Raw genomic sequence first — 21948 nt, forward strand, 5'->3', positions numbered from 1 at the left:
CTGTTCGTGTCAAACGGTGTTCGTTTCGGCGTATGCTCGGCGGCATGAGCTCCGCACCCGTCAGCCGCCGGGCCCGTCCCGCAAAGGCTCCACTCAGCCGTGATGTCATCGTCGAAACCGGTCTGCGCATCCTCGACAACGACGGCCTATCCGCCCTCACCATGCGTCGCGTCGCTCAGGAGCTGGATACGGGTGCGGCGTCGCTGTACGTCTATGTCGCCAACCGGGACGATCTGATGGCCGCGATGCTCGACCACGTGCTCGGCACGGTGCCCGAGCCGGCCGGTGGCACCTGGCGCGAACGGCTCGGCGACCTCGTCGCGTCGACCGTGGCGGCCATGAGCAAGCACGAAGGTCTGGCGCTCGTCGCGCTCGGCTCGATTCCCACCAGCCCGAACGCGCTGCTGCTCGTCGAACGGATGCTGACGCTGCTCGACGAGGGCGGTCTGGACAAGAGGACCAATTCCTGGGCCGTCGACCTGCTCTACCTGCACATCACCGCGCAGGCTGCGGAGCAGAGCGCCTACAACGTCGGAGGGCGCGAGGAGAACGACTACGTCGCCGAGGTCCAGCGGCATTTCGCGGAACTGCCTGCCGACCGGTATCCGATGCTTGTCGGTCTGCGGGAAGAAATGATGAGCGGCAACGGCGACGACCGTGAAGTATGGGCGCTGCGGGTGCTGATCAACGGCATCTTGGCTACCCCGGCCGAGTGAGCCCCGCGCGAGGAGCGGCAATGCAAGCAATTCGACCGGCGACCGAGAACGACCTGCCGGTCCTGCAGGACATCGAGCGCGCGGCGGGAAAGCCGTTCGCGGACATCGGCATGACGGCCGTCGCCGACGACGATCCGCCGCCATTGGACACCCTGCGCGAGTTCCTGCGCGCGGGGCGCGCGTGGGTGTACGCCGATGACGCCGACCGCCCGATCGGTTACCTGATTCTCGGAATCGTCGACGGCGACGCACATGTCGATCAGGTGTCGGTGGATCCCGTGTATGCCGGCAACCGAATCGGCAAGCGACTCATCGACCACGCGGTGTACTGGGCGAAAGCGCAAGGGCTGCCGGCCATGACCCTGACCACGTTCACCGACGTCGCCTGGAACGGCCCCTACTACGAGCGGCTCGGTTTTCGCTACCTCACCGCCGCGCAAGAGACGCGGGGACTGCGCGAGATCCGCGCCGCCGAGGCGGCCAACGGGCTGGATCAATGGCCCCGCGCCTGCATGCGCGCGGAGCTGGTGGGCTGGGTGTTCGACTAACCGCGAGCCCGGGCGAAGGCGGCTGCCGCCGCGGGCAGAGCGGCGGCCCGGTCCGTGGCGACCAGGCCGATGCGGGTGCGCCGGTCGAGGAGGTCGTCGGTGTCCAGTGCGCCTTCGTGGGTGATGCCGAAAGCGAATTCTGCGGCAGTGACGTCGATGCCAGGGGCGACCTGCTCGAGCGCGGCCGAATTATCTTGTGCGACAGCGAGAACGGTGGGCGCTTCGCTGCCGTAGCGTTCGACGAGGACCGGTGGGGCGGCGATATGGTCGCGTGCGGCTCCCGACACCGCCCCGACCAGCGGGAGTCGCTTGGTGCGGCAGGGCCCCGCGGCGAGGTCGCCGTGGGCGACAGCGGCATCAACGGCGTCCTCGGCCATCTGGCGGTAGGTGGTGAGTTTGCCGCCGACGATGGTGATGACGCCGGTGGGGGAGTGCAGGACCGCGTGTTGGCGGGAGATGTCGGCGGTGGCGTTGTCCGCGGTTTTCAGCAGCGGGCGCAGTCCTGCGTAGGTGCCGCGGATATCCGCGCGGGTCAACGGCTCGCGCAGTGCGGTGTTGATGGTGTCGAGCAGGAAGTCGATCTCGGCCTCGGTGGGCTGCGGCTCGTCCGGAACCGGGCCGGGGGCGTCCTCGTCGGTGAGGCCGAGATACACCCGGCCGTGCGCGGCCGGGAACGCGAACACGAAGCGGCTGGTGGTACCCGGAATCGGCACCGTCAGGGAGGCGGTGAGGCCGCCGAAGGATTCGGCGTCGAACACCAGGTGGGTGCCGCGGCTGGGGCGTAGCTCGATGCTCGGGTCCACCTGGTCGGCCCAGACGCCGGTGGCGTTGATGACGGTGCGGGGGCGAATGGTCATCGACTCGCCGGTCAGCGTGTCGCGCAGGGTCGCCGAATTGCCTTCGACAGCAACGGCTTCCACCCGGGTGAGCACTGTTGCGCCGTTGGCCGCCGCGGTACGGGCGAGCGCGACCACCAGTCGGGCGTCGTCGACGAGCTGTCCGTCCCAGGCCTGTAGACCGCCGCGCAGCCCATCGCGCCGGACAGTCGGCGCCAGCCGCAGCGCTTCCGCGGTGGCGACGCGACGCGAACGGGGCAGGATCGCGGCCGGGGTGCCTGCGGTGCGCCGCAGCACATCACCCGCGACGAAACCGGCCCGAATCAGCGTGCTCTGCGCAACGCCGATCTCCGGCAGCAGCGGCACGAGCTGCGGCAGCGGACGTACGAGATGCGGTGCGGTGGTGCCGATCAGGATGCCGCGCTCGACGGCGCTCTCGTGCGCGATGCCGACCTGACCGCTCGCCAGGTAGCGCAGTCCACCGTGCACCAGCTTCGAGCTCCACCGTGAGGTTCCGAACGCCAGGTCCTGCCGTTCGACCAGCACCGTGCGCAGGCCACGCGCGGCGGCATCGAGTGCGGCGCCCGCGCCGGTGACACCGCCGCCGATCACCAGCACATCGATCTCGGTGTCATCGCCGAGCTGTGCCAGCTCGCGGGAGCGCCGGGCGGCGTTCAGTGCGGAGTTGCCGACGGTGGCCGAATTAGCGGTCATCACTGCTTCTTTCCGGGGTCGGACCTGCCGCCGGTGCGGAGGTGATCGATCGTTGACAATGCGGATCGGGCGTCAGGGGGACTGCCGTCGGCGGGCTCGGTGCTGGCCGATGTCCGCTCGCTCATGTCCGTTCCTCATGTGCGGCGTCCGACGATTCGACGCCGCTGGTGTCGGCCGCGGCCGAGCCGACCGGTGGAACAAGGTATCCGTCGATAGCGCGCATCAATTCGGCGTCGAGTGCTGCTCCGTTGAGCAGGGCGGCGACGGTGCCCGCCGACTGCACCGCGGACTGGGCGATCAGCAGCAGCATGGTCGCCATCTGCTCGGCGTCACCGTCGCGGATCGATGAATCCTGTTGGCCCTCGTGGATTCCCGCGGTGAACAGCTCGATCAGGTGGCGTTGGTTGCGGCCGAGGCGGCCGAACACGTAGGTGAGCATCAGGTCGGTGTCGGTGCGGAAGATCTTGCCGAACAAGGGGTTTTCCCGGATCGCCGCTGCGCCGGTGACAATGCCTCGGACCAGGCGGGTGCGCGCCGGCCCCCCGGCCGGCATGGTCGTGGTGACGATTGCACGCAATTCGCGTACCAGCAGTTCGGCCACCAGGGCGCCGGTATCGGGCCAGCGGCGGTAGACAGTGGGCCTGCTTACCCGGGCTCGCCGTGCCACCTCGGTGAGGGTGGTGCGGCGCACGCCGAATTCCTCGACGCAGTCTCGCGCGGCGTCGAGAATCGCAAGGTCGGTGGCCGACACTGCGGTGTCGGGCTCTTCGGGGGCAGGCATTCGGGTGTCACCGCCGGGTGTCGAAGTGGGCAAGCATCGTTACTCCTTGACAGTATATGTCAAACTGTAACGCATGGTCGAGACGCAACAGCATGCCGACGAGGATTCGGCGCCCCGCTCGGACGCCCACGTGGCAAAGCCGGGCGTACCGGAGCACGCAGCAAGTATGGTTTGGGACGCCTGGGGTATTCCAGCCGGACACAAGCCGCTTTCGGCACAGATCCGGGGCCTGCTGGCGCAGGTTTTCGGAGTGTCCGGCGACCCGGTGGCGCGCCGCGATGAGGGCGATGTACCGCTGCGCGAGTCGGTGCTGACCCCGGCCCGACGAGATGGGTTGGTCGAGGTGGTCGGCGCGGACAACGTGTCGCTCGCCCACCGCGATCGATTGCTGCACGCAGGCGGAAAAAGTACCCCGGACCTGCTGCGCCGCCGCGCCGCCGAGCCACAGGAAGCACCGGATGCGGTCGTGTTCCCCGCCGGCCACGAGCAGGTGCTCGCGGTCCTGGCCTATTGCGCCGAACACGCCATCGCGGTGGTTCCCTTCGGTGGCGGCACCAGCGTGGTCGGCGGCGTCGACCCGGTGCGCGGCCGCTTCGAGGCGGTCATCGCGCTGGACCTGCGTCGCCTCGACACCGTCTCGGACATCGATCCGGTGAGCGGAACCGCCACGCTGGGCGCCGGTCTCACCGGCCCGCGCGCCGAGGCATTGCTCGCCGACCGGGGACTTTCGCTCGGCCACTTCCCGCAGAGCTTCGAATTCGCGAGCATCGGTGGCTTCGCGGCCACCCGGTCCTCCGGACAGGCCTCCGCGGGCTACGGTCGCTTCGACGATATGGTCCAGCACCTGAAGATCGCCACGCCGAGCGGCACGCTGGAGCTCGGCCGTGCCCCCGCTTCGGCCGCGGGTCCGGACCTGCGCGAACTGTTCGTCGGTTCGGAAGGCACCCTCGGCGTGATCACCGAGGTCACCCTGCGGGTGCATCCGGTGCCGGAAACCATTGCCTACCGGGCCTGGTCGTTCCCCGACTTCGCCACGGGCGCAGCCGCACTGCGCTCGGTGGTGCAGACGGGCGCAGCGCCGACGGTGCTGCGCCTGTCCGACGAGGTCGAGACCGGCATCAACCTGGCCCGCTCCGGTGATGTCGGCGGCACCCCGGTGTCGGGATGCCTGGCCATCACCACGTTCGAAGGCACCGGAGCCCACGTCGCGTCGCGCAGCGCCGAGGCGAGTGCGCTCTTGACGGCGGCGGGCGGCACGGACTTGGGTGCGACTCCTGCCGAGGAGTGGGAGCACGGCCGCTTCGCCGCGCCCTACATGCGCGACGCGCTGCTCGACGTCGGGGTGCTGTGCGAGACGCTGGAGACCGCCACCACCTGGTCGAATCTCGACAACCTCAAGGCGAAGGTCACTGCGGCACTGACGGATTCACTGGGCAGACAGGGCACGCCGCCACTGGTGATGTGCCACATCTCGCACACCTACCCGACGGGCGCCTCGCTGTACTTCACGATCATCGCCAAGCAATTGGACGATCCGATCTCGCAGTGGGGCCTCGCGAAGCACGCGGTCGGCGACGCCATCGTGGCCGCAGGCGGCACCATCACCCACCATCATGCGGTCGGCACCGACCACCGCCCCTGGATGTCTGCGGAGGTCGGCGACCTGGGTGTCCGGGTATTGCGCGCGGTGAAACAGGAATTGGACCCCGCAGGAATCCTCAATCCTGGAAAGCTGGTCCCGTGACGCAGGACTCGACACGCACCATCGGTGCGGTCACCGTGGTGACCAACCCCATGTCCGGGGTCGGCCGTGGGCACGACGTCGCGGCCGCCACGCTGGCCCGATTCGCCGAGCGTGGTGTCGCGGTCACCGAGGTGCGCGCACCATCTGCCGCCGAATCTGTTCGCCTGGTACGGGATTCGATCTCCCGCGTGGATCAGGTACCGGACGCGGTGGTGTGCATCGGCGGGGACGGGCTCGTCAACGTCGTCCTCGAGGCACTGGCACAGACCGGAGTGCCGCTCGGGCTCGTCCCCGCGGGCACCGGCAACGACCTCGCCAGGGAACTCGGCGTCCCCACCGATGATCCGGTGGCCGCCGCGGATCTCGTACTCGACGGCCACACTCGCACCATCGATCTCGGCCGGATCGAATCGCCCGGGTCGGAGCCGATGTGGTTCGCCACCGTGGCCGGCACGGGGTTCGATGCCCGAGTCACCCTGCGCGCCAACGGCATGCGCTGGCCGAAGGGGCCACTGCGGTACACGTTCGCGGCGCTGGCCGAGATCTCCGGTCGCTTCACCGTGCCCTATCGGATCGAGCTGACCGGGGTCGCGCCGGGCGCACTGGACAATCCGGCGACGGACACGGTCGTGGAGACGGCGGCGGTCATGGTCGCGGTGGGCAACACCCGCACCTACGGCGGCGGCATGCTGATCTGCCCGGACGCGATCATGGACGATGGCCTGCTCGACCTGACCGTGGTCGGCGCGGTATCGCGACTGGACATGCTCCGGCTGCTTCCCGCCCTGTCGGCGGGCAAGCGGATCGACCATCCGGCGACCAAGCAGTATCGAACTGCGCAGGTGACGTTGACCGCCGCAGGCGCCCCGGCCACCGCCGACGGTGAACCAGCGGGCACGCTGCCGGTCACGATCAGTGCCGTACCCGGCGCGCTTACCGTGCTGGTTCGCCGTTAGTCGTCGGATCCCTGGGCGGCGAAGCCGACTCGGCTGATCCGGTCGACATTGGTTCGGTCGATGATCACCGTCGAGGCCGGTGCGGGCTGTGGCACGCGGCCCGCACCGAGTTCGCGGATCAGTCGTCGCCATCGATGGCAGTGCAGGGTGAACGCGGGCCCGTTGATCCGGCGCCCGCGTGCGAACTGGCCTGCGCGGGCCGCGGTGGCATGCACATCGAGCAGGATCACGTGCACTTCCCGGTGGTACCCGGTGGCCCACCGTGTGAGTAGTCGGCGCGTCCATCCGAAGGTCGCGCAATCGTGGATCACCACCGGTCCTGCATTGTCGCGCAGCGCATTTCGGATCCGGACGAAATGCGCGATGTGCACCACCGGTCGCCACAGGAGATAGGGCAGCCAGCCGACCCGGTGTCGCCACCAGTTGCGGGTCTGGTTCGAATCGAGCACGACCGAACCCTGCGGTCCCCTCGTCGCTTGGTCGGCATCCGCTGTCGCACCGAAGAACATTCGCAGCGCGGTGCTCTTGCCCGCGCCGGGCACCCCCGCGACGATCAGCGCGGCCGTCGCCGGATACCGCAACTCATCGACGATCAGTCCGCGCAGATCGTGGACGGAATCCGGTGCGATGACAGGGAATTCGGCGAGCGGCGGCCGCGATTGCGCAGCGGCGAAGGGCGGCCCGTCGAGCGGAGGGTTCACCCTTTCCAGCGTCGCGGGCCGAATTCGATTCGGCAACAGGGAAAACCCTGATTTCGGCTGAGAATTCCCTGATGATGCTAGGTCGTCGCGCGGCCGCGGGAGCGCGCCCGCAGATGCATGCGCTCGCCTTGACTACCGAACAGGCTCAGTATCTCCACCGGCCCGCGCCCGGCACTGCCGAACCAGTGCGGTTGTCTGGTGTCGAATTCGGCGGCTTCGCCGGGGCCGAGGACGACATCGTGTTCGGCGAGGACCAGGCGCAATCGGCCCGACAGCACGTAGAGCCACTCGAAGCCCTCGTGGACACGGGGATCGGGCTCGGTGCGCTCGGCCGGGATGACCATCTTGAACGCCTGTAGCGGACCTGGCTGCCGGGTGAGCGGAATGATCGTGGTGCCGTTGATCTTCCGCGGACTGGAGTGCACGCGCGGGTCGGCGATCTTCGGTGCGGCGACGAGCTCGTCCAGCGGCACCTGATGGGCGAGCGCGATCGGCAGCAGCAGCTCCAGGCTGGCCTTGCGCTGGCCGGACTCCAGGCGCGACAGGGTGCTCTTGGAGATCCCGGTGGCCTCCGACAGCGCCGTCAGCGTGACGTTACGGTGCGTGCGCAACGCCTTGAGTCGCGGGCCGATGTCGGCGATGGCCTGGGTGATGCCCGGCTGAATCTTCATCCCACCAGTGCACCGCTGATTCCCGGAATCAGCAACATTTGTTGCCGAAATCGTGTGGACGGCGGCAGGGTGACCGCGGAGGTGATCGCAGATGAGCGAAACATATGACGTAGTGATCGTTGGTGGCGGTGCGGCGGGACTGTCCGCTGCCCTGGTGCTCACCAGGGCGCGGCGGCGGGTTGCCGTGGTGCGCGGTGGTGCTCCGCGCAATGCACCGACCGAGCACATGCACGGGTTTCTTTCCAGGGACGGCATGCCCCCCGGTGAGTTGATTGCCAGCGGCTCGGCCGAGGTCGCGGGATACGGCGGTGAGCTGATCGACGATATGGTCACCAGCGCCGAAAAGACCGGCGAGCCAGGTGATTTCACGGTGCGACTGGCGAGCGGGCGGGAACTGCGTGCGCGCAGGGTGCTGGTGGCGACGGGTCTGCGCGACGTGCTGCCCGAACTACCCGGCATCAGGGAGCGCTGGGGTGCCGACGTACTGCACTGCCCGTACTGCCACGGCTACGAGGTGCGTGACCAGCCGCTCGGGATCCTCGGCGGAACAGAGCCCGCTGCGAGTGCCAGAGCCGTGCATGTCGCGTTGCTGTTGCCCCAATGGTCGGCCGACGTGATCTTCTTCGCGCACACCATGGCGCTGTCGGAGGCCGACCGGGCCAGGCTCGCTGGTCGTGGCGTGCGTGTCGTGGACGGACAGGTCGCGCGGCTGGTCGTGGCGGACCGGCTGCGGGGTGTGGAGTTGGTCGACGGGCGCGCGGTGCCGCGAGCGGCGATGTTCGTCGCGCCGCCCTTTGTGCCCAATGCGGATGTGCTCCTCGCGCTCGGCTGTGACGTCGACGGCAACGGCTGGGTGCACACCGACAAGTCGGGCCGGACCAGCGTGCCCGGCGTCTGGGCCGCGGGCAATGTGGCCGACCCGGCCGCGCAGGTGATCTCCGCCGCGGGCGCGGGATCGGCCGCCGCTATCGCGATAAACGCCGATCTGGTGGAGCAGGACACCAGCGTTGTGGCAGCCACGCATTGAATGCGCAAAGAAGCTGAGAATTACTTATGGATTCCGGGGCCTGCCCCGGATCGACGGTAAGCTCTCACCTGTAGGCGGAGTGTTCGGTGTCCCTCATCCACCGAAGACTCCGCCTTTTTTCTATGCCTGGTGGGCGGTGTGAGCGCGCCGAACTCGGCCACTAGAATCGTCGGGTGACCAGCGCAGCCTTTGACAACTCGCGTAATCGTGCCGATGCCCTCCCCAAAAGCTGGAACCCCAGCGAGGTGGAGGCCGAAATGTACGAGCGCTGGGTAGCCGCCGGTTATTTCACCGCCGATGTCGCGAGCGACAAGCCCGGTTACTCGATCGTGCTGCCGCCGCCGAACGTCACCGGCAGCCTGCACATGGGACACGCCCTCGACCACACCCTGATGGACACCCTCTCCCGCCGCAAGCGCATGCAGGGCTACGAGGTGCTATGGCTGCCCGGCATGGACCACGCGGGCATCGCCACCCAGACCATCGTGGAAAAACAGCTCGCGGTGGACGGCAAGACCAAAGAAGACTTCGGCCGCGAACTGTTCATCGACAAGGTCTGGGACTGGAAGCACGAGTCCGGCGGCGCCATCCAGTGGCAGATGCGCGCGCTCGGCGACGGCGTCGACTGGAGTCGCGACCGGTTCACCATGGACGAAGGCCTGTCCAGGGCCGTGCAGACCATCTTCAAGCGGCTCTTCGACGCGGGCCTGATCTATCGCGCGGAGCGGCTGGTCAACTGGTCGCCGGAACTGCGCACCGCCATCTCCGATATCGAGGTCAAGCACGAGGAGGTGCCGGGCGAGCTGATCTCGCTGCGCTACGGCTCCCTCGACGACAACGAGCCGCACGTGATCGTGGCGACCACCCGTGTGGAGACAATGCTCGGCGACACCGCCGTCGCGGTGCACCCGGACGACCCCCGGTACCAGTCCTTGATCGGCACCACGCTGTACCACCCGATCACCGGACGGCAGATCCCGATCGTTGCCGACGACTACGTCGACCCCGAATTCGGTTCCGGCGCAGTGAAGATCACCCCCGCGCACGATCCGAACGACTTCGAGATGGGGCTGCGGCACAACCTGCCGATGCCGACCATCATGGACGAGCGCGGCCGGATCGCCGACACCGGTACCGAATTCGACGGCATGGACCGGTTCGAGGCCAGGGTCAAGGTGCGCGAGCGCCTGGCCGCCGAGGGCCGCATCGCCGCCGAGAAGCGGCCCTACCTGCACAGCGTCGGGCACTCCGAGCGCAGTGGCGAGGCGATCGAGCCGCGCCTTTCGATGCAGTGGTGGGTCAAGGTCGAGGCACTGGCCAAGGCCGCCGGTGACGCGGTTCGCAACGGCGACACCGTCATTCACCCGGCAAGCCAGGAGCCGCGCTGGTTCGACTGGGTCGACAACATGCACGACTGGACCATTTCGCGACAGCTGTGGTGGGGCCACCGCATCCCGATCTGGTACGGCCCCGACGGTGAAGTGGTGTGCGTCGGGCCGGACGAGACCGCGCCGGAAGGCTGGGTGCAGGACCCCGACGTGCTCGATACCTGGTTCTCCTCGGGGCTGTGGCCGTTCTCCACCATGGGCTGGCCCGACTCCACTACCGAACTCCAGAAGTTCTATCCGACCAGCGTGCTCGTCACCGGATACGACATCCTGTTCTTCTGGGTGGCCAGGATGATGATGTTCGGCACGTTCGTTTCCGACGACCCGGTGCTCACGGCGGGCAAGAACGGCGCGAAACAGGTGCCGTTCAAGGATGTGTTCCTGCACGGTCTGATTCGCGATCAGTTCGGCAAGAAGATGTCCAAGTCGCGCGGCAACGGCATCGACCCGCTGGACTGGATCACCTCCTACGGCGCGGACGCGCTGCGCTTCACCCTGGCGCGCGGCGCACAGCCGGGCGGTGACCTTTCGGTCGGCGAACCGCACGCACTCGCCTCGCGCAGCTTCGTGACAAAGCTGTTCAACGCCACCAAGTTCGCGCTGATGAACGGCGCGCACACCGGTGAGCTACCGGCGCGCGCCGAGCTCACCGACGCCGATCGCTGGATCGTCGACCGGCTCGAAGAGGTTCGCGCCGAAGTGGATTCGGCGTTCGACGCCTACGAGTTCGGCAAGGCCTGCGAGGCGCTCTACCACTTCGCGTGGGACGAACTGTGCGACTGGTACCTGGAATTGGCGAAGGTGCAGTTCGCCGCGGCGGGTCCGCGCGCCGAGTCGACCGCCGTGGTGCTCGGCAATGTCCTCGACGCGGTGCTGCGACTGCTGCACCCGGTAATCCCATTCGTGACCGAATCGCTGTGGCAGGCGCTGACCGGCGGAGAGTCGGTCGTTATCGCCGCGTGGCCGCAGGCCAGCGGCGTGCCGACCGATGTGGCTGCGGCGCAGCGTATTTCGGATGCGCAGCGGTTGATCACCGAGATCCGTCGGTTCCGCAGCGATCAGGGCCTCGCCGACAAGCAGAAGGTCGCGGCCAAGCTGATCGGCCTCGACGCGGCGGGCCTCACCGAGCAGCAGGCGTCGGTGGCCAACCTGGCCAGGCTCACCGAGCCGGGCGAGGATTTCGCGGCGACCGCGTCCCTGGAGATTCGGCTCAGCGCGGCAACCGTCACCGTGGAACTGGACACCTCCGGCTCCGTCGACCTGGATGCCGAACGCCGTCGTCTGGAGAAGGACCTGGCCGCCGCCGAGAAGGAATTGGCAGCCACCACGGCCAAACTCGGCAACGAGGCCTTCCTCGCCAAGGCGCCGGAACCGGTGGTCGACAAGATCAAGGGCAGGCGCGATGTCGCCGCGTCCGAAGTCACCCGCATCAGCGCCCGGCTCGCGGAATTGAGCGGCAAATGAACGCCGAGCCGGAACCACAGTACGACGACGACGGGTCACCGATCCCCGCCACCCGGCTCGGTGCCGGGCCCTCTCCTGTCGACCTGGCTGAAATGGCCCTGGTCGAGGCAGAACTCGATCGCCGCTGGCCAGAAACCAAGATCGAGCCGTCGCTCACCCGCATCGCCACCCTGATGGATCTGCTCGCCTCACCGCAGCAGCACTATCCGGCGATCCACGTCGCGGGCACCAACGGCAAGACCTCGGTGACCAGGATGATCGACGCACTGCTTACCGCGCTGCACCGGCGGACCGGCCGGATCACCAGCCCGCACCTGCAGCTGGCGACCGAACGGATCAGCATCGACAACAAACCGATCACGCCCGCCCAGTACGTGGCGACCTACCGTGAGCTGCTGCCCTACATCGAGATGATCGACAAGCAGTCCGACGCCGCGGACGGCCCGGCGATGAGCAAGTTCGAGGTACTCACCGGCATGGCCTTCGCGGCCTTCGCCGAGGCGCCTGTCGATGTCGCGATCGTCGAGACCGGCATGGGCGGCACCTGGGATGCGACCAATGTGATCGACGGGCAGGTCGCGGTGATCACCCCGATCGGCCTCGACCACACCGACTACCTCGGCCCCGACCTCACCGCCATCGCCGGGGAGAAGGCCGGGATCATCAAGCGTGCGCCCGACAGCCTGATTCCGCGCGACACCGTCGCGGTGATCGCCGAACAGGAGCCGGAAGCCATGGAGGTGCTGCTGCGGCGCGCCGTCGAGGTCGACGCCGCGGTGGCTCGCGAGGGCTCGGAGTTCCGGGTGCTGGCCAGGCAGATCGCGATCGGCGGCCAGCAGCTCGAATTGCAAGGCCTCGGCGGGGTGTACGACGAGATCTTCCTGCCGCTGCACGGCGAGCACCAAGCGCGCAATGCCGTGCTCGCCCTCGCTGCGGTCGAGGCGTTCTTCGGCGCGGGCGCGGACCGCCAGCTCGACATCGACGCGATCCGAGCCGGTTTCGCGAGCGTCACCAGCCCGGGCAGGCTCGAGCGTATGCGCAGCGCGCCGACCATCTTCATCGACGCCGCGCACAACCCCGCAGGCGCAAAAGCCCTGGCCGCGACGCTCACCACGGAGTTCGACTTCCGCAAACTGGTCGGTGTGGTCGGGGTGTTCGGCGACAAGGACGCCGCGGGCATCCTCGAGGCGCTGGAGCCGGTCCTCGACGAAATCGTCGTCACCAGCAGTGGATCGCCGCGTGCCATGGACGTCGACACCCTCGCCAACCTGGCCGTGCAGCGTTTCGGCGACGAGCGGGTCGTCACCGCCGAAACACTGCCCGACGCCCTGGAAACGGCTATCGCACTGGCCGAGGAAGTCGGCGAGCCCGGCGAGATGGTCTCCGGCGCCGGTGTCGTGGTGACCGGTTCGGTGGTCACGGCGGGCGCGGCCCGTGCGCTGTTCGGAAAGGATCCGGCATGAGGGTTCGATCCGCGGCAAAGGAGACAGCATGAGTGAGCCGACCGACGGCGACCAGGCCGCCGCGCCCACTGCCCCGGACCCATGGAAGGGGCTGCGCGGTGTCATGGCGGGCACGCTGATTCTCGAGGCGATCACGGTTCTGCTCGCGTTGCCCGTCGTCGGGTCCGTCGGCGGCGGGGTGGGCTGGTTCTCCGGCAGTTACCTCGTGATCTTGGCGCTGGTCATGATTCTCGGCGCGGGACTCCAGCGCCGCCCGTGGGCGATACCGTTCAACCTCGGCCTCCAGGTGCTGTTGATACTCGGCGTATTCGTGCACGTCTCCATCGGGGTGATGGGGATTCTGTTCGCCGTGGTGTGGGGCTTCATCCTGGTCTTGCGTCACGATGTCAAGCGCCGCATGGAGCAGGGATTGCTGCCGAGTCAGCGCACTCGGCGCTCCGCCTAGCCGCCTGTCCGGCCCGCTGCGCAGTTGCCCGTTGAATACTTCGCCCGACCGCCGGTTAGGCTGTGCGCCGTGACTGAGCAGACGTTGGTACTCATCAAGCCGGACGGCGTGGCCCGTGGCCTGGTCGGCGAGGTGCTGGCCCGGATCGAGCGCAAGGGGCTGAAGATCGCCGCCCTGGAGCTGAAGCAGGTTTCCGAAGAGGTGGCCCGCGGCCACTACGCCGAGCACGCCGAGAAGCCGTTCTTCGGCTCCTTGATCGAGTTCATCACCTCCGGCCCGGTCGTCGCGGCCATCCTGGAGGGCCCCCGCGCCATCGCGGCATTCCGGCAGATCGCCGGCGGTACCGATCCGGTCGAGAAGGCCGTGCCCGGCAGCATTCGTGGTGACTTTGCCCTGGAGACCCAGGAGAACCTGGTCCACGGCTCCGATTCGCCGGAATCGGCCAAGCGCGAGATTGCCCTCTGGTTCCCTGAGTTCCCGGCCTGACCCAATTCCGCCACGCGTCACGTCCGCAGTGCGCGCAGCGCCCTCGGCATGCGACGAAACCGCGCGAATGCGGGGTCGAGTCGTGCGGGAGCGTAGCGAGCGCACCGGTGGGCACAGCGCCCTCGGCGTACGACGAAACCACGCGAATGCGGGGTCTAGTCGTGCGCCGATGGCGAACTGTTGGCGCACGGTGTGGGATACTGGCATCGGGTGCAACCGATATCGACTGTTCGCGCTGGTACGTGAGCGATCGGTGACGGAAGCAGCCGGATGACACCGCGGTTCGATGCCGATCATCGCTGCCACGGACAAACAGCCCGGTTGTTGGGGGTTGATTGTTCGCGTCGGCACGCTGGATGAGCGCTCGCTTCGTGGAGTTCAGCCAACAGCCAGGCGCCGCGTGACCAGTTAGCCCGACGAACAACCAGGTGATAACCGGGCATGCGGGGCGAGACCAGATGACCTTGCGTCAACCACGTGAGGCGAACGATTAGTGCCCCCGCGTCGGCCGCGTCACTTCTGCCAGGAGGGACGCGCCCGGGGGTCCCGAGGAGACTTCGTGGCCGATCAAGAGCCGCTGGAAACAACATCACAGGATGCCGAACAATTGCCGGAGCGAATCCGAGTTCACGCGCTTGCCAAGCTGCTGGGAGTGACGAGTAAGCGCATCCTGGCCAAGCTCACCGAGTTGGGGTCCGATGCGCGCAGTGCGCAGTCGAACGTCGACAGAGCGGTTGCGGAGACTGTCCGCGACGCGTTGGTCGAGCCCGCCGCCACCGTCACCGCGCCCGAGGCAACGCCTCCTGCGCCCGAGGCAACGCGTCCCGCGCCGGAGCCCGAGCCTGCTGCCCCGGCCCGAGAGCCAGGGCTGCTGTTCTCGGCACCGGACCCGGTGATCGATCAGTCCGGTTCGGCGGCTACCGGTGCGGTCCAGCCCGCCCACCAGCCGTCGGTGCAGCTGTTCACACACCTGGACCGGGAGGAGCCGCACGTCGCGGCGCCCGCAGTGTTCGAGGCCGCCGTCACGGTGCAGGCGCCGTTGTTCCTGCCACCGGACGCTGCCGCCGCCGAACAGACGCGGCGTAAGCGTCGCGTCGAGCGCGATACCCGTCGCACCGAAGAGCCGCCGGTCGAGGTGGTCGAGGACGAGGTCGACACCACCGAAGACGATCAGGACTCATCCGACCAGCAGGGTGATGTCGACGGCCAGCCGCGGCGCAGGCGCCGTGGTCGTCGTGGCCGCGGTCGTGGTCGGGGCGAGCAGCACAGCGATGCCGAAGGTGACGAGAACGACACCGCGGACTCCGATGCCGACACCGAGGACGAGCAGCCCGCCGAATCGCGTGACGCCGTCGCCGAGCCTGCCGATGCCGACGAGACCGCCGAGTCCGATGACGACGAGGCCGAACTGCCGGAGGGCTCGACCCGCCGTCGCCGTCGTCGCCGTCGCCGCAAGGTGGCAGGGGAGGGCGCCGAGTCCGAAGCCGTCTCCGAGGACGACCCGCCGAACACCGTCGTGCACGAACGTGAACCGCGGAACAAGAGCCGCAACCGCGCCGCCGCATCCGACGAGGTGCAGGGCATCACCGGTTCCACCCGGCTCGAGGCCAAGCGGCAGCGCAGGCGGGACGGCCGCGAGGCCGGTCGCCGTCGGCCGCCGATCCTGACCGAATCGGAGTTCCTGGCCCGCCGCGAGGCGGTGGACCGGGTGATGGTGGTGCGCGAGAAGGCGTTCCCCGATCTCCCCACCGCCACCCAGGTCGCTGTGCTCGAGGACAACATTCTGGTCGAGCATTTCGTCACCAGCACCGGTTCCGCGTCGATGGTCGGCAACGTCTACCTCGGCAAGGTGCAGAACGTACTGCCCAGCATGGAGGCGGCGTTCGTCGATATCGGCCGTGGCCGCAACGGTGTGCTGTACGCCGGTGAGGTGAACTGGGAGGCCGCCGGACTGGGCGGCAAGGAGCGCAAGATCGAGCAGGCGCTCAAGCCAGGCGATCAGGTGCTCGTCCAGGTGAGCAAGGACCCGGTCGGGCATAAGGGTGCCCGGCTGACCACGCAGATCAGCCTGGCCGGCCGCTTCCTTGTGTACGTGCCGGGCGGTTCGTCCACCGGCATCAGCCGCAAGCTGCCCGACACCGAGCGCAAGCGGCTCAAGGAGATCCTGCGCGACATCGTGCCCGCCGACGCTGGCGTGATCATCCGCACTGCGTCGGAGGGCGTCGACGAGGACGAGCTCGCCCGCGACGTCGAGCGGCTACAGGCGACCTGGCGCACCATCGAGAAGGCTGCCGACGGTAAGGACTCCGGCGGGCCGAAGACCCTGTACGAAGAGCCCGACCTGTTGGTCAAGGTCATCCGCGACCTGTTCAATGAGGACTTCTCCAAGCTCGTCATCGAAGGTGACCGGGCATGGAGCACCGTCGAGAAGTACATCGGCACCGTCGCACCGGACCTGCTCGCCAGGGTCGCCCGGCACGAGAACAACGGTATCGACGTGTTCGAGACCCACCGGATCGACGAGCAGCTCGCCAAGGCGCTCGATCGCAAGGTGTGGCTGCCCTCGGGCGGCACCCTGGTGATCGACCGCACCGAAGCGATGACGGTGGTCGACGTCAACACCGGCAAGTTCACCGGTGCGGGCGGCAGCAACCTCGAAGAGACGGTCACCCGCAACAATCTGGAGGCGGCCGAGGAGATCGTGCGCCAGATGCGGCTGCGCGATATCGGCGGCATGATCGTCGTCGACTTCATCGACATGGTCCTCGAGTCCAACCGCGACCTGGTGCTGCGTCGACTGACCGAGGCGCTCGGCCGCGACCGGACTCGCCACCAGGTCTCCGAAGTGACCTCGCTCGGCCTGGTGCAGATGACCCGCAAGAAGCTGGGCACCGGGCTGGTGGAGGCCTTCTCCACCACCTGTGAGCACTGCCATGGCCGCGGCATCCTGGTGCACGCCTACCCGGTGGAGTCGTCGTCCGCCGGCGAGGACGGCGGCGCGAAGAGCCGGGAGACCGGTTCGCGGCGACGTAGGGGCCGGGACAAGGGTGCGGCCGCCGCACCCGCTGCGACCAACGGCACTGCGCCGGTGACCGAGGCCGTCGAGGAGGATGCCGCCGTCAAGCGGGCGCATCCGGTCGCGTTGGCAATGGCAGCACATCACGGTGACGCGACCGAGGCCGACGCCGAAGCAGTCGACTTGGTCGAGGCAGAAGCTGCCGACATCGATGCTGTGGTGACCGAGGCCGTAGCCGAGGAGCCGACCGAAACAGCTGCGGCAGTGACCGAGGAGGCCGTGGCGACCGAGGTCGAGCCGGTCGATGTGGCCGCCGAGCCTGTTGCAGCCGTGGTGGAGCCGCAGGCCCCAGCCCCTGCTGCACAGGAGCCGGTCGCCGTCCGGGAGCCTGCTGCCCGAAACGGTGTTCCCGAGCCCGCCGCACCGCGGACGACCGGTCGCAGGCGCAGGGTGGCCCGTTCGGCCGCGGCGCCCGCAGCCGACAGCAGCGGTGCCGTGTTCGTGCTGTCGGCGGATCAGCCGTCCGCAGCGCCGGTCGTGGACTTTGCGGCCGAGGCTCCGGTAGCGGTGCCTGTGCGCAAGACGCGCCGCCGGGCCGCGGGACGTCCCGCGGGGCCGCCGGTGGACGAGGCGAACTGACCGGTCCGAGCTGATCGGATCGTGCCGAACGACCGAGACCCCCGTCACGATGGTGGCGGGGGTCTCGTATTTCGGGCGTGCCGGACTACCGCGCATGGCCGGAGCGAAGGCGGAGGTACGCCTGTTCGGGAGACGCCGGTTTGGACCCGGTGGTAGGCGTCCTGTAATCTCGAACAGTCGCTGCCCGGCGACAGCGCTCTACTGCGCTGTGTTTGTGACTCGGCCCCGAGGCCGAGGGCCTTCAGGTTTACTGAGGCGGCGGTGACAACCAGACCAGAGTGCTGTGGTTTCCAAGCGGAATTGTCCGGGTGGGAGCATGCAGCCGCGTGAGCATCAGCCGCGCGCATTACAGGAAGAAGGGCAGCCGACCGATGGCAACGTACGCGATCGTCAAGACCGGCGGAAAGCAGTACAAGGTCGCGGTCGGTGACCTGGTGAAGGTCGAGAAGATCGAGGGTGCGCCGGGTACTTCCGTGGCGCTTGCTCCGGTTCTCGTCGTCGATGGCGCCGAGCTGACCACCGATGCGGCCAAGCTGGCCAAGGTCTCCGTGGCCGCCGAGGTCGTCGAGCAGACCAAGGGCCCGAAGATCCGCATCCACAAGTTCAAGAACAAGACCGGCTACCACAAGCGGCAGGGCCACCGTCAGCCGCTGACGGTCATCAAGGTCACCGGCATCAAGTAAGCCTCCTCGATTTCGAGTTACTTCACAGGAGTTCAGAAATGGCACATAAGAAGGGTGCGTCCAGCTCCCGCAACGGTCGCGATTCGAACGCCCAGCGACTCGGCGTCAAGCGCTTCGGCGGCCAGGCCGTCAAGGCCGGCGAGATCCTGGTTCGTCAGCGCGGTACCCACTTCCACCCCGGCGTCAACGTCGGTCGTGGCGGTGACGACACCCTGTTCGCCCTCGCGGCGGGCGCGGTCGAGTTCGGCAGCAAGCGTGGCCGCAAGACCGTCAACATCGTCGTCCCGGAGCCGGTTCAGGCCTGACCGCCTGATAGGCGTCCGTCCACCGACTGCGCCGACCGAGCGCAGGCGAGGCAGCCGCCTGCTACTCCAGACAACAGCCGAGCGGGTCAGGGTGACACACCCTGGCCCGTTTTCGCGTTTTCGAACGATCGCGTCGGCACCGACAACCACAACCACCGAGGAGGATGATTCGGCTTATGTCCAAATTCATCGACCGTGTCGTATTGCACGTGCATGCGGGCAAGGGTGGTCACGGTTGTGCCTCCGTGCGCCGCGAAAAGTTCATGCCGCTCGGCGGGCCCGACGGCGGTAACGGCGGTCGCGGTGGGGATGTGGTCCTCGAGGTCGACCCGAATGTGCACACCCTGCTGGACTTCCATTTCCATCCGCACGCCAAGGCGGGCAACGGCAAGCCGGGCGAGGGCAGCAACCGCGACGGTAAGCAAGGCAGCGATCTGCTGCTGAAGGTGCCCGACGGCACCGTGGTGCTCGACAACGACGGCAAGGTCCTCATCGACCTGGTCGGCGCGGGTAACAAGTTCATCGTGGCCCGCGGTGGTCGTGGCGGCCTCGGCAATGCGGCACTCGCGTCCAAGGCACGCAAGGCTCCCGGCTTCGCTCTGCTCGGCGAGGACGGTGAAGAAGGCGACCTGGTTCTCGAACTCAAGTCGCTCGCCGACGTCGGTCTGGTCGGGTTCCCGTCGGCGGGCAAGTCCTCGCTGGTGTCGGTGCTGTCGGCGGCCAAGCCGAAGATCGCGGACTACCCCTTCACCACGCTGGTGCCAAACCTCGGCGTGGTCGCCAGTGGCGACACCACGTTCGTCATCGCCGACGTGCCGGGACTGATTCCTGGAGCCAGCGAGGGCCGCGGGCTCGGGCTGGAATTCCTGCGCCATCTGGAGCGGTGCGCGGTGCTCGCGCATGTCGTCGACTGCGCCACGTTGGAGCCAGGTCGCGATCCGGTGTCCGACGTGGACGCGCTGGAGGCGGAGCTGGCGGCCTATAAGTCCATGCTCAACGCCGACACTGGTCTCGGCGACCTTGCTGATCGGCCCCGTGTGGTCATCCTGAACAAGATCGACGTGCCCGATGCCGCGGAGCTGGCGGAGATGGTGACGGCGGAGTTCACCGCGCGCGGCTGGCCTGTGTTCGAGATCTCCGCGGTGAGCCGAGCAGGCCTGCGGCCCTTGACCTTTGCCCTCGCCGACCTGGTGCTGAAGTACCGTGAGGCACATCCGAAGGCAGCGCCCGCACGCCCGGTGATCAGGCCGATCGCGGCGAACGAGACCGGTTTCAGCGTGATCGCCGATCCCGACGAGCCGGGCGGCTTCATCGTGCGTGGCAGCCAGCCCGAGCGTTGGGTGCGCCAGACCCAGTTCGACAACGACGAAGCGGTGGGCTACCTCGCCGACCGGCTCGCCCGCCTCGGTGTCGAAGATGCCCTGGTGAAACAGGGCGCCGAGCCTGGAGCGCCGGTCACCATCGGCGATGTGACCTTCGAATGGGAGCCGCAGATCTCGGCGGGCATCGATATGGTGCCGACCGGCCGCGGCACCGATCTGCGGCTGGAACAGAACGACCGGATCGGCGCCGCCGAACGCAAGCACGCGTCCCGAGTGCGCCGTGGTCTGGTGAAAGAGGAAGAGGACCAGTGATGTTGCCCGGGGGCGCGGGAACTGCCACCTTGTCGGTGCGGCGCACGCCGGAATTTGGTGGTGTGCGTTGGGGTTCCGGTGCTTCCGGTGTGGATGCGGTGCGGTCGCGCGCTGCTGTTGCGTGGCGGGTTATGACCGGATTGCGCGGTACGTGTTGGGGTTCCAGTGCAGGCGTCGTGCGTTTGCGAGCCGTCTGGTCGTCAGGGCGGAAGCTGGAGTCTCGCGGTGCCATTGGTGTCGTTCGAGCCCCGGTGTTCGGCGGGGCGACGGTGTGTTCTGGTGCGGTGCAGGGAGTTCGGTTGCTATGCAGGTGAGTTCTGGTATGGCCGAGGCGATGTCGCAGGATGGGCTCAGTGAGGCTCGGCAGGCGATCGCTTCGGCGCGAAGTGTGGTGGTGAAGATCGGTTCGTCCGCGCTCACCAGCCTGAAGGGCGGGCTGGATACCGTGCGTCTCGATCGGCTTGCCGATGCGGTGGAAGCGCGCATGCGCGCGGGATCCGAAGTGGTCGTAGTGTCTTCGGGCGCGATCGGCGCGGGAATCGCGCCGCTCGGGCTGACCCGCCGCCCGCGTGATCTGGCCACCAAGCAGGCTGCCGCCAGTGTCGGCCAGCTGGCGCTCGCACATGCGTGGGGCACCTCCTTCACCAGGTACGGACGCACCGTCGGACAGGTGCTGCTCAGCGCCGACGACTTCGCCCGCCGCGAGCACCACCGCAACGCCCAACGCACCCTGGACCGGTTACGCTCGCTCGGTGCGGTCGCCGTAGTGAACGAAAACGATACTGTCGCAACGGAAGAGATCCGCTTCGGCGACAACGACCGGCTCGCAGCGCTGGTGGCCCACCTGGTCGGCGCCGACGCGCTGATCCTGCTTTCCGACGTCGAAGGCCTCTATGACGGCGACCCGCGCAAGGGTGCGGCGAACTTCATTCCCGAGGTCCGCAGCAGCGCCGATCTCGACGGCGTCATCGCAGGCAGTGGTGGCGCACTGGGCACCGGCGGGATGGCCTCGAAATTGTCCGCGGCCCGCCTTGCCGCCGACGCGGGCGTGCCCGTACTGCTCGCGGCCGCCACCGAAGCCGCCACCGCACTGACCACCGGCACCGTCGGCACAGCCTTCGCCGCCCGCCCGGTCCGCCTGTCCGCCCGCAAGTTCTGGGTCCGCCACGCCGCCGACAGTCGCGGCGCCGTCCTCATCGACGAAGGCGCGGTCCAAGCCGTGGCCCACCGCCGCCGCTCCCTGCTGGCCGCAGGCATCACCGGCGTCCGCGGCCGCTTCCACGGCGGCGACGTAGTCGACCTCGTAGCCCCCGACAACCACGTAATAGCCCGCGGCGTAATCGAATACGACAGCACCGAACTCGCCGGCATGCTGGGCCGCTCCACCGCCGAACTTCCGGACACCATGCAGCGCCCGGTAATCCACGCCGACGACCTCGTCAACGTCTGACCCGCACTCCGCAAGATCCGCACCTGGCCTCCGGATCCCGCAGGGCACTTCGTTAAGTGGGTGCCCGGTGACGCGGGTAGGACTTCGAGTCGTCATTGTGGGCGCCGATGTGTTCCTGGATCGAGGTGATCAGCTCCGGGACGCAGCGGAACACCCCGCGCCGCAACGCCCTGTCGGTCAGCTTGCGCCCACAACACGATCGCGTTCTCGGGTGGGTCCGGATACAGGCCGACGAAGTCGACCAGTTTCTCCTCGAAGTGCTTGGCGATGGACAACTTGAA

20 protein-coding genes are annotated in these 21948 nt (G+C 68.1%); 14 read left to right on the forward strand and 6 right to left on the reverse strand.

All coding sequences use genetic code 11. The features are described from left to right. Window positions 1–44 precede the first annotated feature (44 nt). Both OHA42_RS12955 and OHA42_RS12960 read left to right on the forward strand, forming a co-directional pair. Window positions 45–716, forward strand: coding sequence for a TetR/AcrR family transcriptional regulator (locus tag OHA42_RS12955; protein ID WP_406237058.1), 672 nt, complete (start codon window positions 45–47; stop codon window positions 714–716). 20 nt (window positions 717–736) lie between these two features. Then, window positions 737–1264, forward strand: coding sequence for a GNAT family N-acetyltransferase (locus OHA42_RS12960; protein ID WP_406237060.1), 528 nt, complete (start codon window positions 737–739; stop codon window positions 1262–1264). Here the strand turns inward: OHA42_RS12960 and OHA42_RS12965 are convergent. From OHA42_RS12965 to OHA42_RS12975, 3 genes are read right to left on the reverse strand one after another with little or no spacing between them, the layout of a single operon-like run. Further along, window positions 1261–2814, reverse strand: coding sequence for a glycerol-3-phosphate dehydrogenase/oxidase (locus OHA42_RS12965; RefSeq protein WP_406237062.1), 1554 nt, complete (start codon window positions 2812–2814; stop codon window positions 1261–1263). The two genes, OHA42_RS12960 and OHA42_RS12965, sit on opposite strands and share 4 nt — an antisense overlap. Then, window positions 2814–2939, reverse strand: a complete 126-nt coding sequence (locus OHA42_RS12970) for a hypothetical protein (RefSeq protein ID WP_406237064.1) — start codon at window positions 2937–2939, stop codon at window positions 2814–2816. The genes OHA42_RS12965 and OHA42_RS12970 overlap by 1 nt, the downstream gene beginning before the upstream one ends. After that, window positions 2936–3595, reverse strand: coding sequence for a TetR/AcrR family transcriptional regulator (locus OHA42_RS12975; protein WP_406239310.1), 660 nt, complete (start codon window positions 3593–3595; stop codon window positions 2936–2938). Before OHA42_RS12975 ends, OHA42_RS12970 begins: the two co-directional genes overlap by 4 nt. Window positions 3596–3761: 166 nt before the next feature. Here OHA42_RS12975 and OHA42_RS12980 point away from each other — a divergent pair, with 166 nt between their 5' ends. Together OHA42_RS12980 and OHA42_RS12985 are read left to right on the forward strand one after the other, a co-directional pair. Continuing rightward, window positions 3762–5339 carry an FAD-binding oxidoreductase gene (locus OHA42_RS12980; protein WP_406239312.1) on the forward strand — a complete coding sequence of 526 codons (1578 nt, stop codon included), beginning with the start codon at window positions 3762–3764 and terminating at the stop codon, window positions 5337–5339. Then, window positions 5336–6295, forward strand: coding sequence for a diacylglycerol kinase (locus tag OHA42_RS12985; RefSeq protein ID WP_406237066.1), 960 nt, complete (start codon window positions 5336–5338; stop codon window positions 6293–6295). The genes OHA42_RS12980 and OHA42_RS12985 overlap by 4 nt, the downstream gene beginning before the upstream one ends. On the opposite strand, the gene OHA42_RS12990 is transcribed toward OHA42_RS12985, so the two are convergent. Together OHA42_RS12990 and OHA42_RS12995 are read right to left on the reverse strand one after the other, a co-directional pair. After that, a complete protein-coding gene (locus tag OHA42_RS12990; protein ID WP_406237068.1) occupies window positions 6292–6996 on the reverse strand; it encodes a hypothetical protein in 705 nt (234 codons plus the stop codon). The two genes, OHA42_RS12985 and OHA42_RS12990, sit on opposite strands and share 4 nt — an antisense overlap. 77 nt (window positions 6997–7073) lie before the next feature. Next, on the reverse strand, window positions 7074–7667 hold the full coding sequence (locus OHA42_RS12995; RefSeq protein ID WP_406237070.1) for a helix-turn-helix domain-containing protein: 594 nt from the start codon (window positions 7665–7667) through the stop codon (window positions 7074–7076). 91 nt (window positions 7668–7758) lie between these two features. On the opposite strand from OHA42_RS12995, the gene OHA42_RS13000 reads away from it, so the two are divergent. From OHA42_RS13000 to proB, 10 genes are all read left to right on the forward strand, one after another. Next, window positions 7759–8694: an NAD(P)/FAD-dependent oxidoreductase gene (locus tag OHA42_RS13000; RefSeq protein WP_406237072.1), complete on the forward strand. Its 936-nt coding sequence runs from the start codon at window positions 7759–7761 to the stop codon at window positions 8692–8694. Window positions 8695–8867: 173 nt separating this feature from the next. Further along, window positions 8868–11546 (forward strand): valine--tRNA ligase, encoded by a 2679-nt coding sequence (locus OHA42_RS13005; protein ID WP_406237074.1) that lies wholly within the window; start codon window positions 8868–8870, stop codon window positions 11544–11546. 92 nt (window positions 11547–11638) lie between these two features. Next, window positions 11639–13009 (forward strand): bifunctional folylpolyglutamate synthase/dihydrofolate synthase, encoded by a 1371-nt coding sequence (locus OHA42_RS13010; RefSeq protein WP_406239314.1) that lies wholly within the window; start codon window positions 11639–11641, stop codon window positions 13007–13009. A gap of 28 nt (window positions 13010–13037) precedes the next feature. After that, window positions 13038–13454 (forward strand): DUF4233 domain-containing protein, encoded by a 417-nt coding sequence (locus OHA42_RS13015; RefSeq protein ID WP_406237075.1) that lies wholly within the window; start codon window positions 13038–13040, stop codon window positions 13452–13454. 69 nt (window positions 13455–13523) lie between these two features. Continuing rightward, window positions 13524–13940, forward strand: a complete 417-nt coding sequence (ndk, locus tag OHA42_RS13020; protein WP_228002254.1) for a nucleoside-diphosphate kinase — start codon at window positions 13524–13526, stop codon at window positions 13938–13940. Window positions 13941–14499: 559 nt separating this feature from the next. After that, the gene (locus tag OHA42_RS13025) at window positions 14500–17595 is read left to right on the forward strand and encodes a translation initiation factor IF-2 N-terminal domain-containing protein (RefSeq protein ID WP_406237077.1); all 3096 of its coding nucleotides are present in this window, start codon (window positions 14500–14502) and stop codon (window positions 17593–17595) included. A 371-nt stretch (window positions 17596–17966) separates the two neighbouring features. After that, window positions 17967–18278 carry a 50S ribosomal protein L21 gene (rplU, locus tag OHA42_RS13030; RefSeq protein WP_228002256.1) on the forward strand — a complete coding sequence of 104 codons (312 nt, stop codon included), beginning with the start codon at window positions 17967–17969 and terminating at the stop codon, window positions 18276–18278. A 38-nt stretch (window positions 18279–18316) separates the two neighbouring features. After that, window positions 18317–18583 (forward strand): 50S ribosomal protein L27, encoded by a 267-nt coding sequence (rpmA, locus tag OHA42_RS13035; protein WP_328410470.1) that lies wholly within the window; start codon window positions 18317–18319, stop codon window positions 18581–18583. A 176-nt stretch (window positions 18584–18759) separates the two neighbouring features. Then, complete coding sequence (obgE, locus tag OHA42_RS13040) at window positions 18760–20217, forward strand: GTPase ObgE (RefSeq protein WP_406237080.1); 1458 nt, start codon at window positions 18760–18762, stop codon at window positions 20215–20217. 334 nt (window positions 20218–20551) lie between these two features. Beyond that, entirely contained in the window at window positions 20552–21667 is a 1116-nt protein-coding gene (gene proB, locus OHA42_RS13045) for a glutamate 5-kinase (protein WP_406239315.1), read from the forward strand. A 92-nt stretch (window positions 21668–21759) separates the two neighbouring features. Here the strand turns inward: proB and OHA42_RS13050 are convergent, their stop codons facing one another. Beyond that, complete coding sequence (locus tag OHA42_RS13050) at window positions 21760–21942, reverse strand: hypothetical protein (protein ID WP_406237082.1); 183 nt, start codon at window positions 21940–21942, stop codon at window positions 21760–21762. Window positions 21943–21948 lie beyond the last annotated feature (6 nt).

This window comes from Nocardia sp. NBC_01009 (assembly GCF_045208035.1).
Taxonomy (GTDB): domain Bacteria; phylum Actinomycetota; class Actinomycetes; order Mycobacteriales; family Mycobacteriaceae; genus Nocardia.

What these genes read in the sequence shown, in the direction of transcription:
- OHA42_RS12955 (WP_406237058.1), top strand. Translation starts at nt 45, where the DNA reads ATGAGCTCCGCACCCGTCAGCCGCCGGGCCCGTCCCGCAAAGGCTCCA.
- OHA42_RS12960 (WP_406237060.1), top strand. Translation starts at nt 737, where the DNA reads ATGCAAGCAATTCGACCGGCGACCGAGAACGACCTGCCGGTCCTGCAG.
- OHA42_RS12965 (WP_406237062.1), bottom strand. Translation starts at nt 2,814, where the DNA reads ATGACCGCTAATTCGGCCACCGTCGGCAACTCCGCACTGAACGCCGCC.
- OHA42_RS12970 (WP_406237064.1), bottom strand. Translation starts at nt 2,939, where the DNA reads ATGAGCGAGCGGACATCGGCCAGCACCGAGCCCGCCGACGGCAGTCCC.
- OHA42_RS12975 (WP_406239310.1), bottom strand. Translation starts at nt 3,595, where the DNA reads ATGCCTGCCCCCGAAGAGCCCGACACCGCAGTGTCGGCCACCGACCTT.
- OHA42_RS12980 (WP_406239312.1), top strand. Translation starts at nt 3,762, where the DNA reads ATGGTTTGGGACGCCTGGGGTATTCCAGCCGGACACAAGCCGCTTTCG.
- OHA42_RS12995 (WP_406237070.1), bottom strand. Translation starts at nt 7,667, where the DNA reads ATGAAGATTCAGCCGGGCATCACCCAGGCCATCGCCGACATCGGCCCG.
- OHA42_RS13000 (WP_406237072.1), top strand. Translation starts at nt 7,759, where the DNA reads ATGAGCGAAACATATGACGTAGTGATCGTTGGTGGCGGTGCGGCGGGA.
- OHA42_RS13010 (WP_406239314.1), top strand. Translation starts at nt 11,639, where the DNA reads ATGGCCCTGGTCGAGGCAGAACTCGATCGCCGCTGGCCAGAAACCAAG.
- OHA42_RS13015 (WP_406237075.1), top strand. Translation starts at nt 13,038, where the DNA reads ATGAGTGAGCCGACCGACGGCGACCAGGCCGCCGCGCCCACTGCCCCG.
- rplU (WP_228002256.1), top strand. Translation starts at nt 17,967, where the DNA reads ATGGCAACGTACGCGATCGTCAAGACCGGCGGAAAGCAGTACAAGGTC.
- rpmA (WP_328410470.1), top strand. Translation starts at nt 18,317, where the DNA reads ATGGCACATAAGAAGGGTGCGTCCAGCTCCCGCAACGGTCGCGATTCG.
- obgE (WP_406237080.1), top strand. Translation starts at nt 18,760, where the DNA reads ATGTCCAAATTCATCGACCGTGTCGTATTGCACGTGCATGCGGGCAAG.
- proB (WP_406239315.1), top strand. Translation starts at nt 20,552, where the DNA reads ATGTCGCAGGATGGGCTCAGTGAGGCTCGGCAGGCGATCGCTTCGGCG.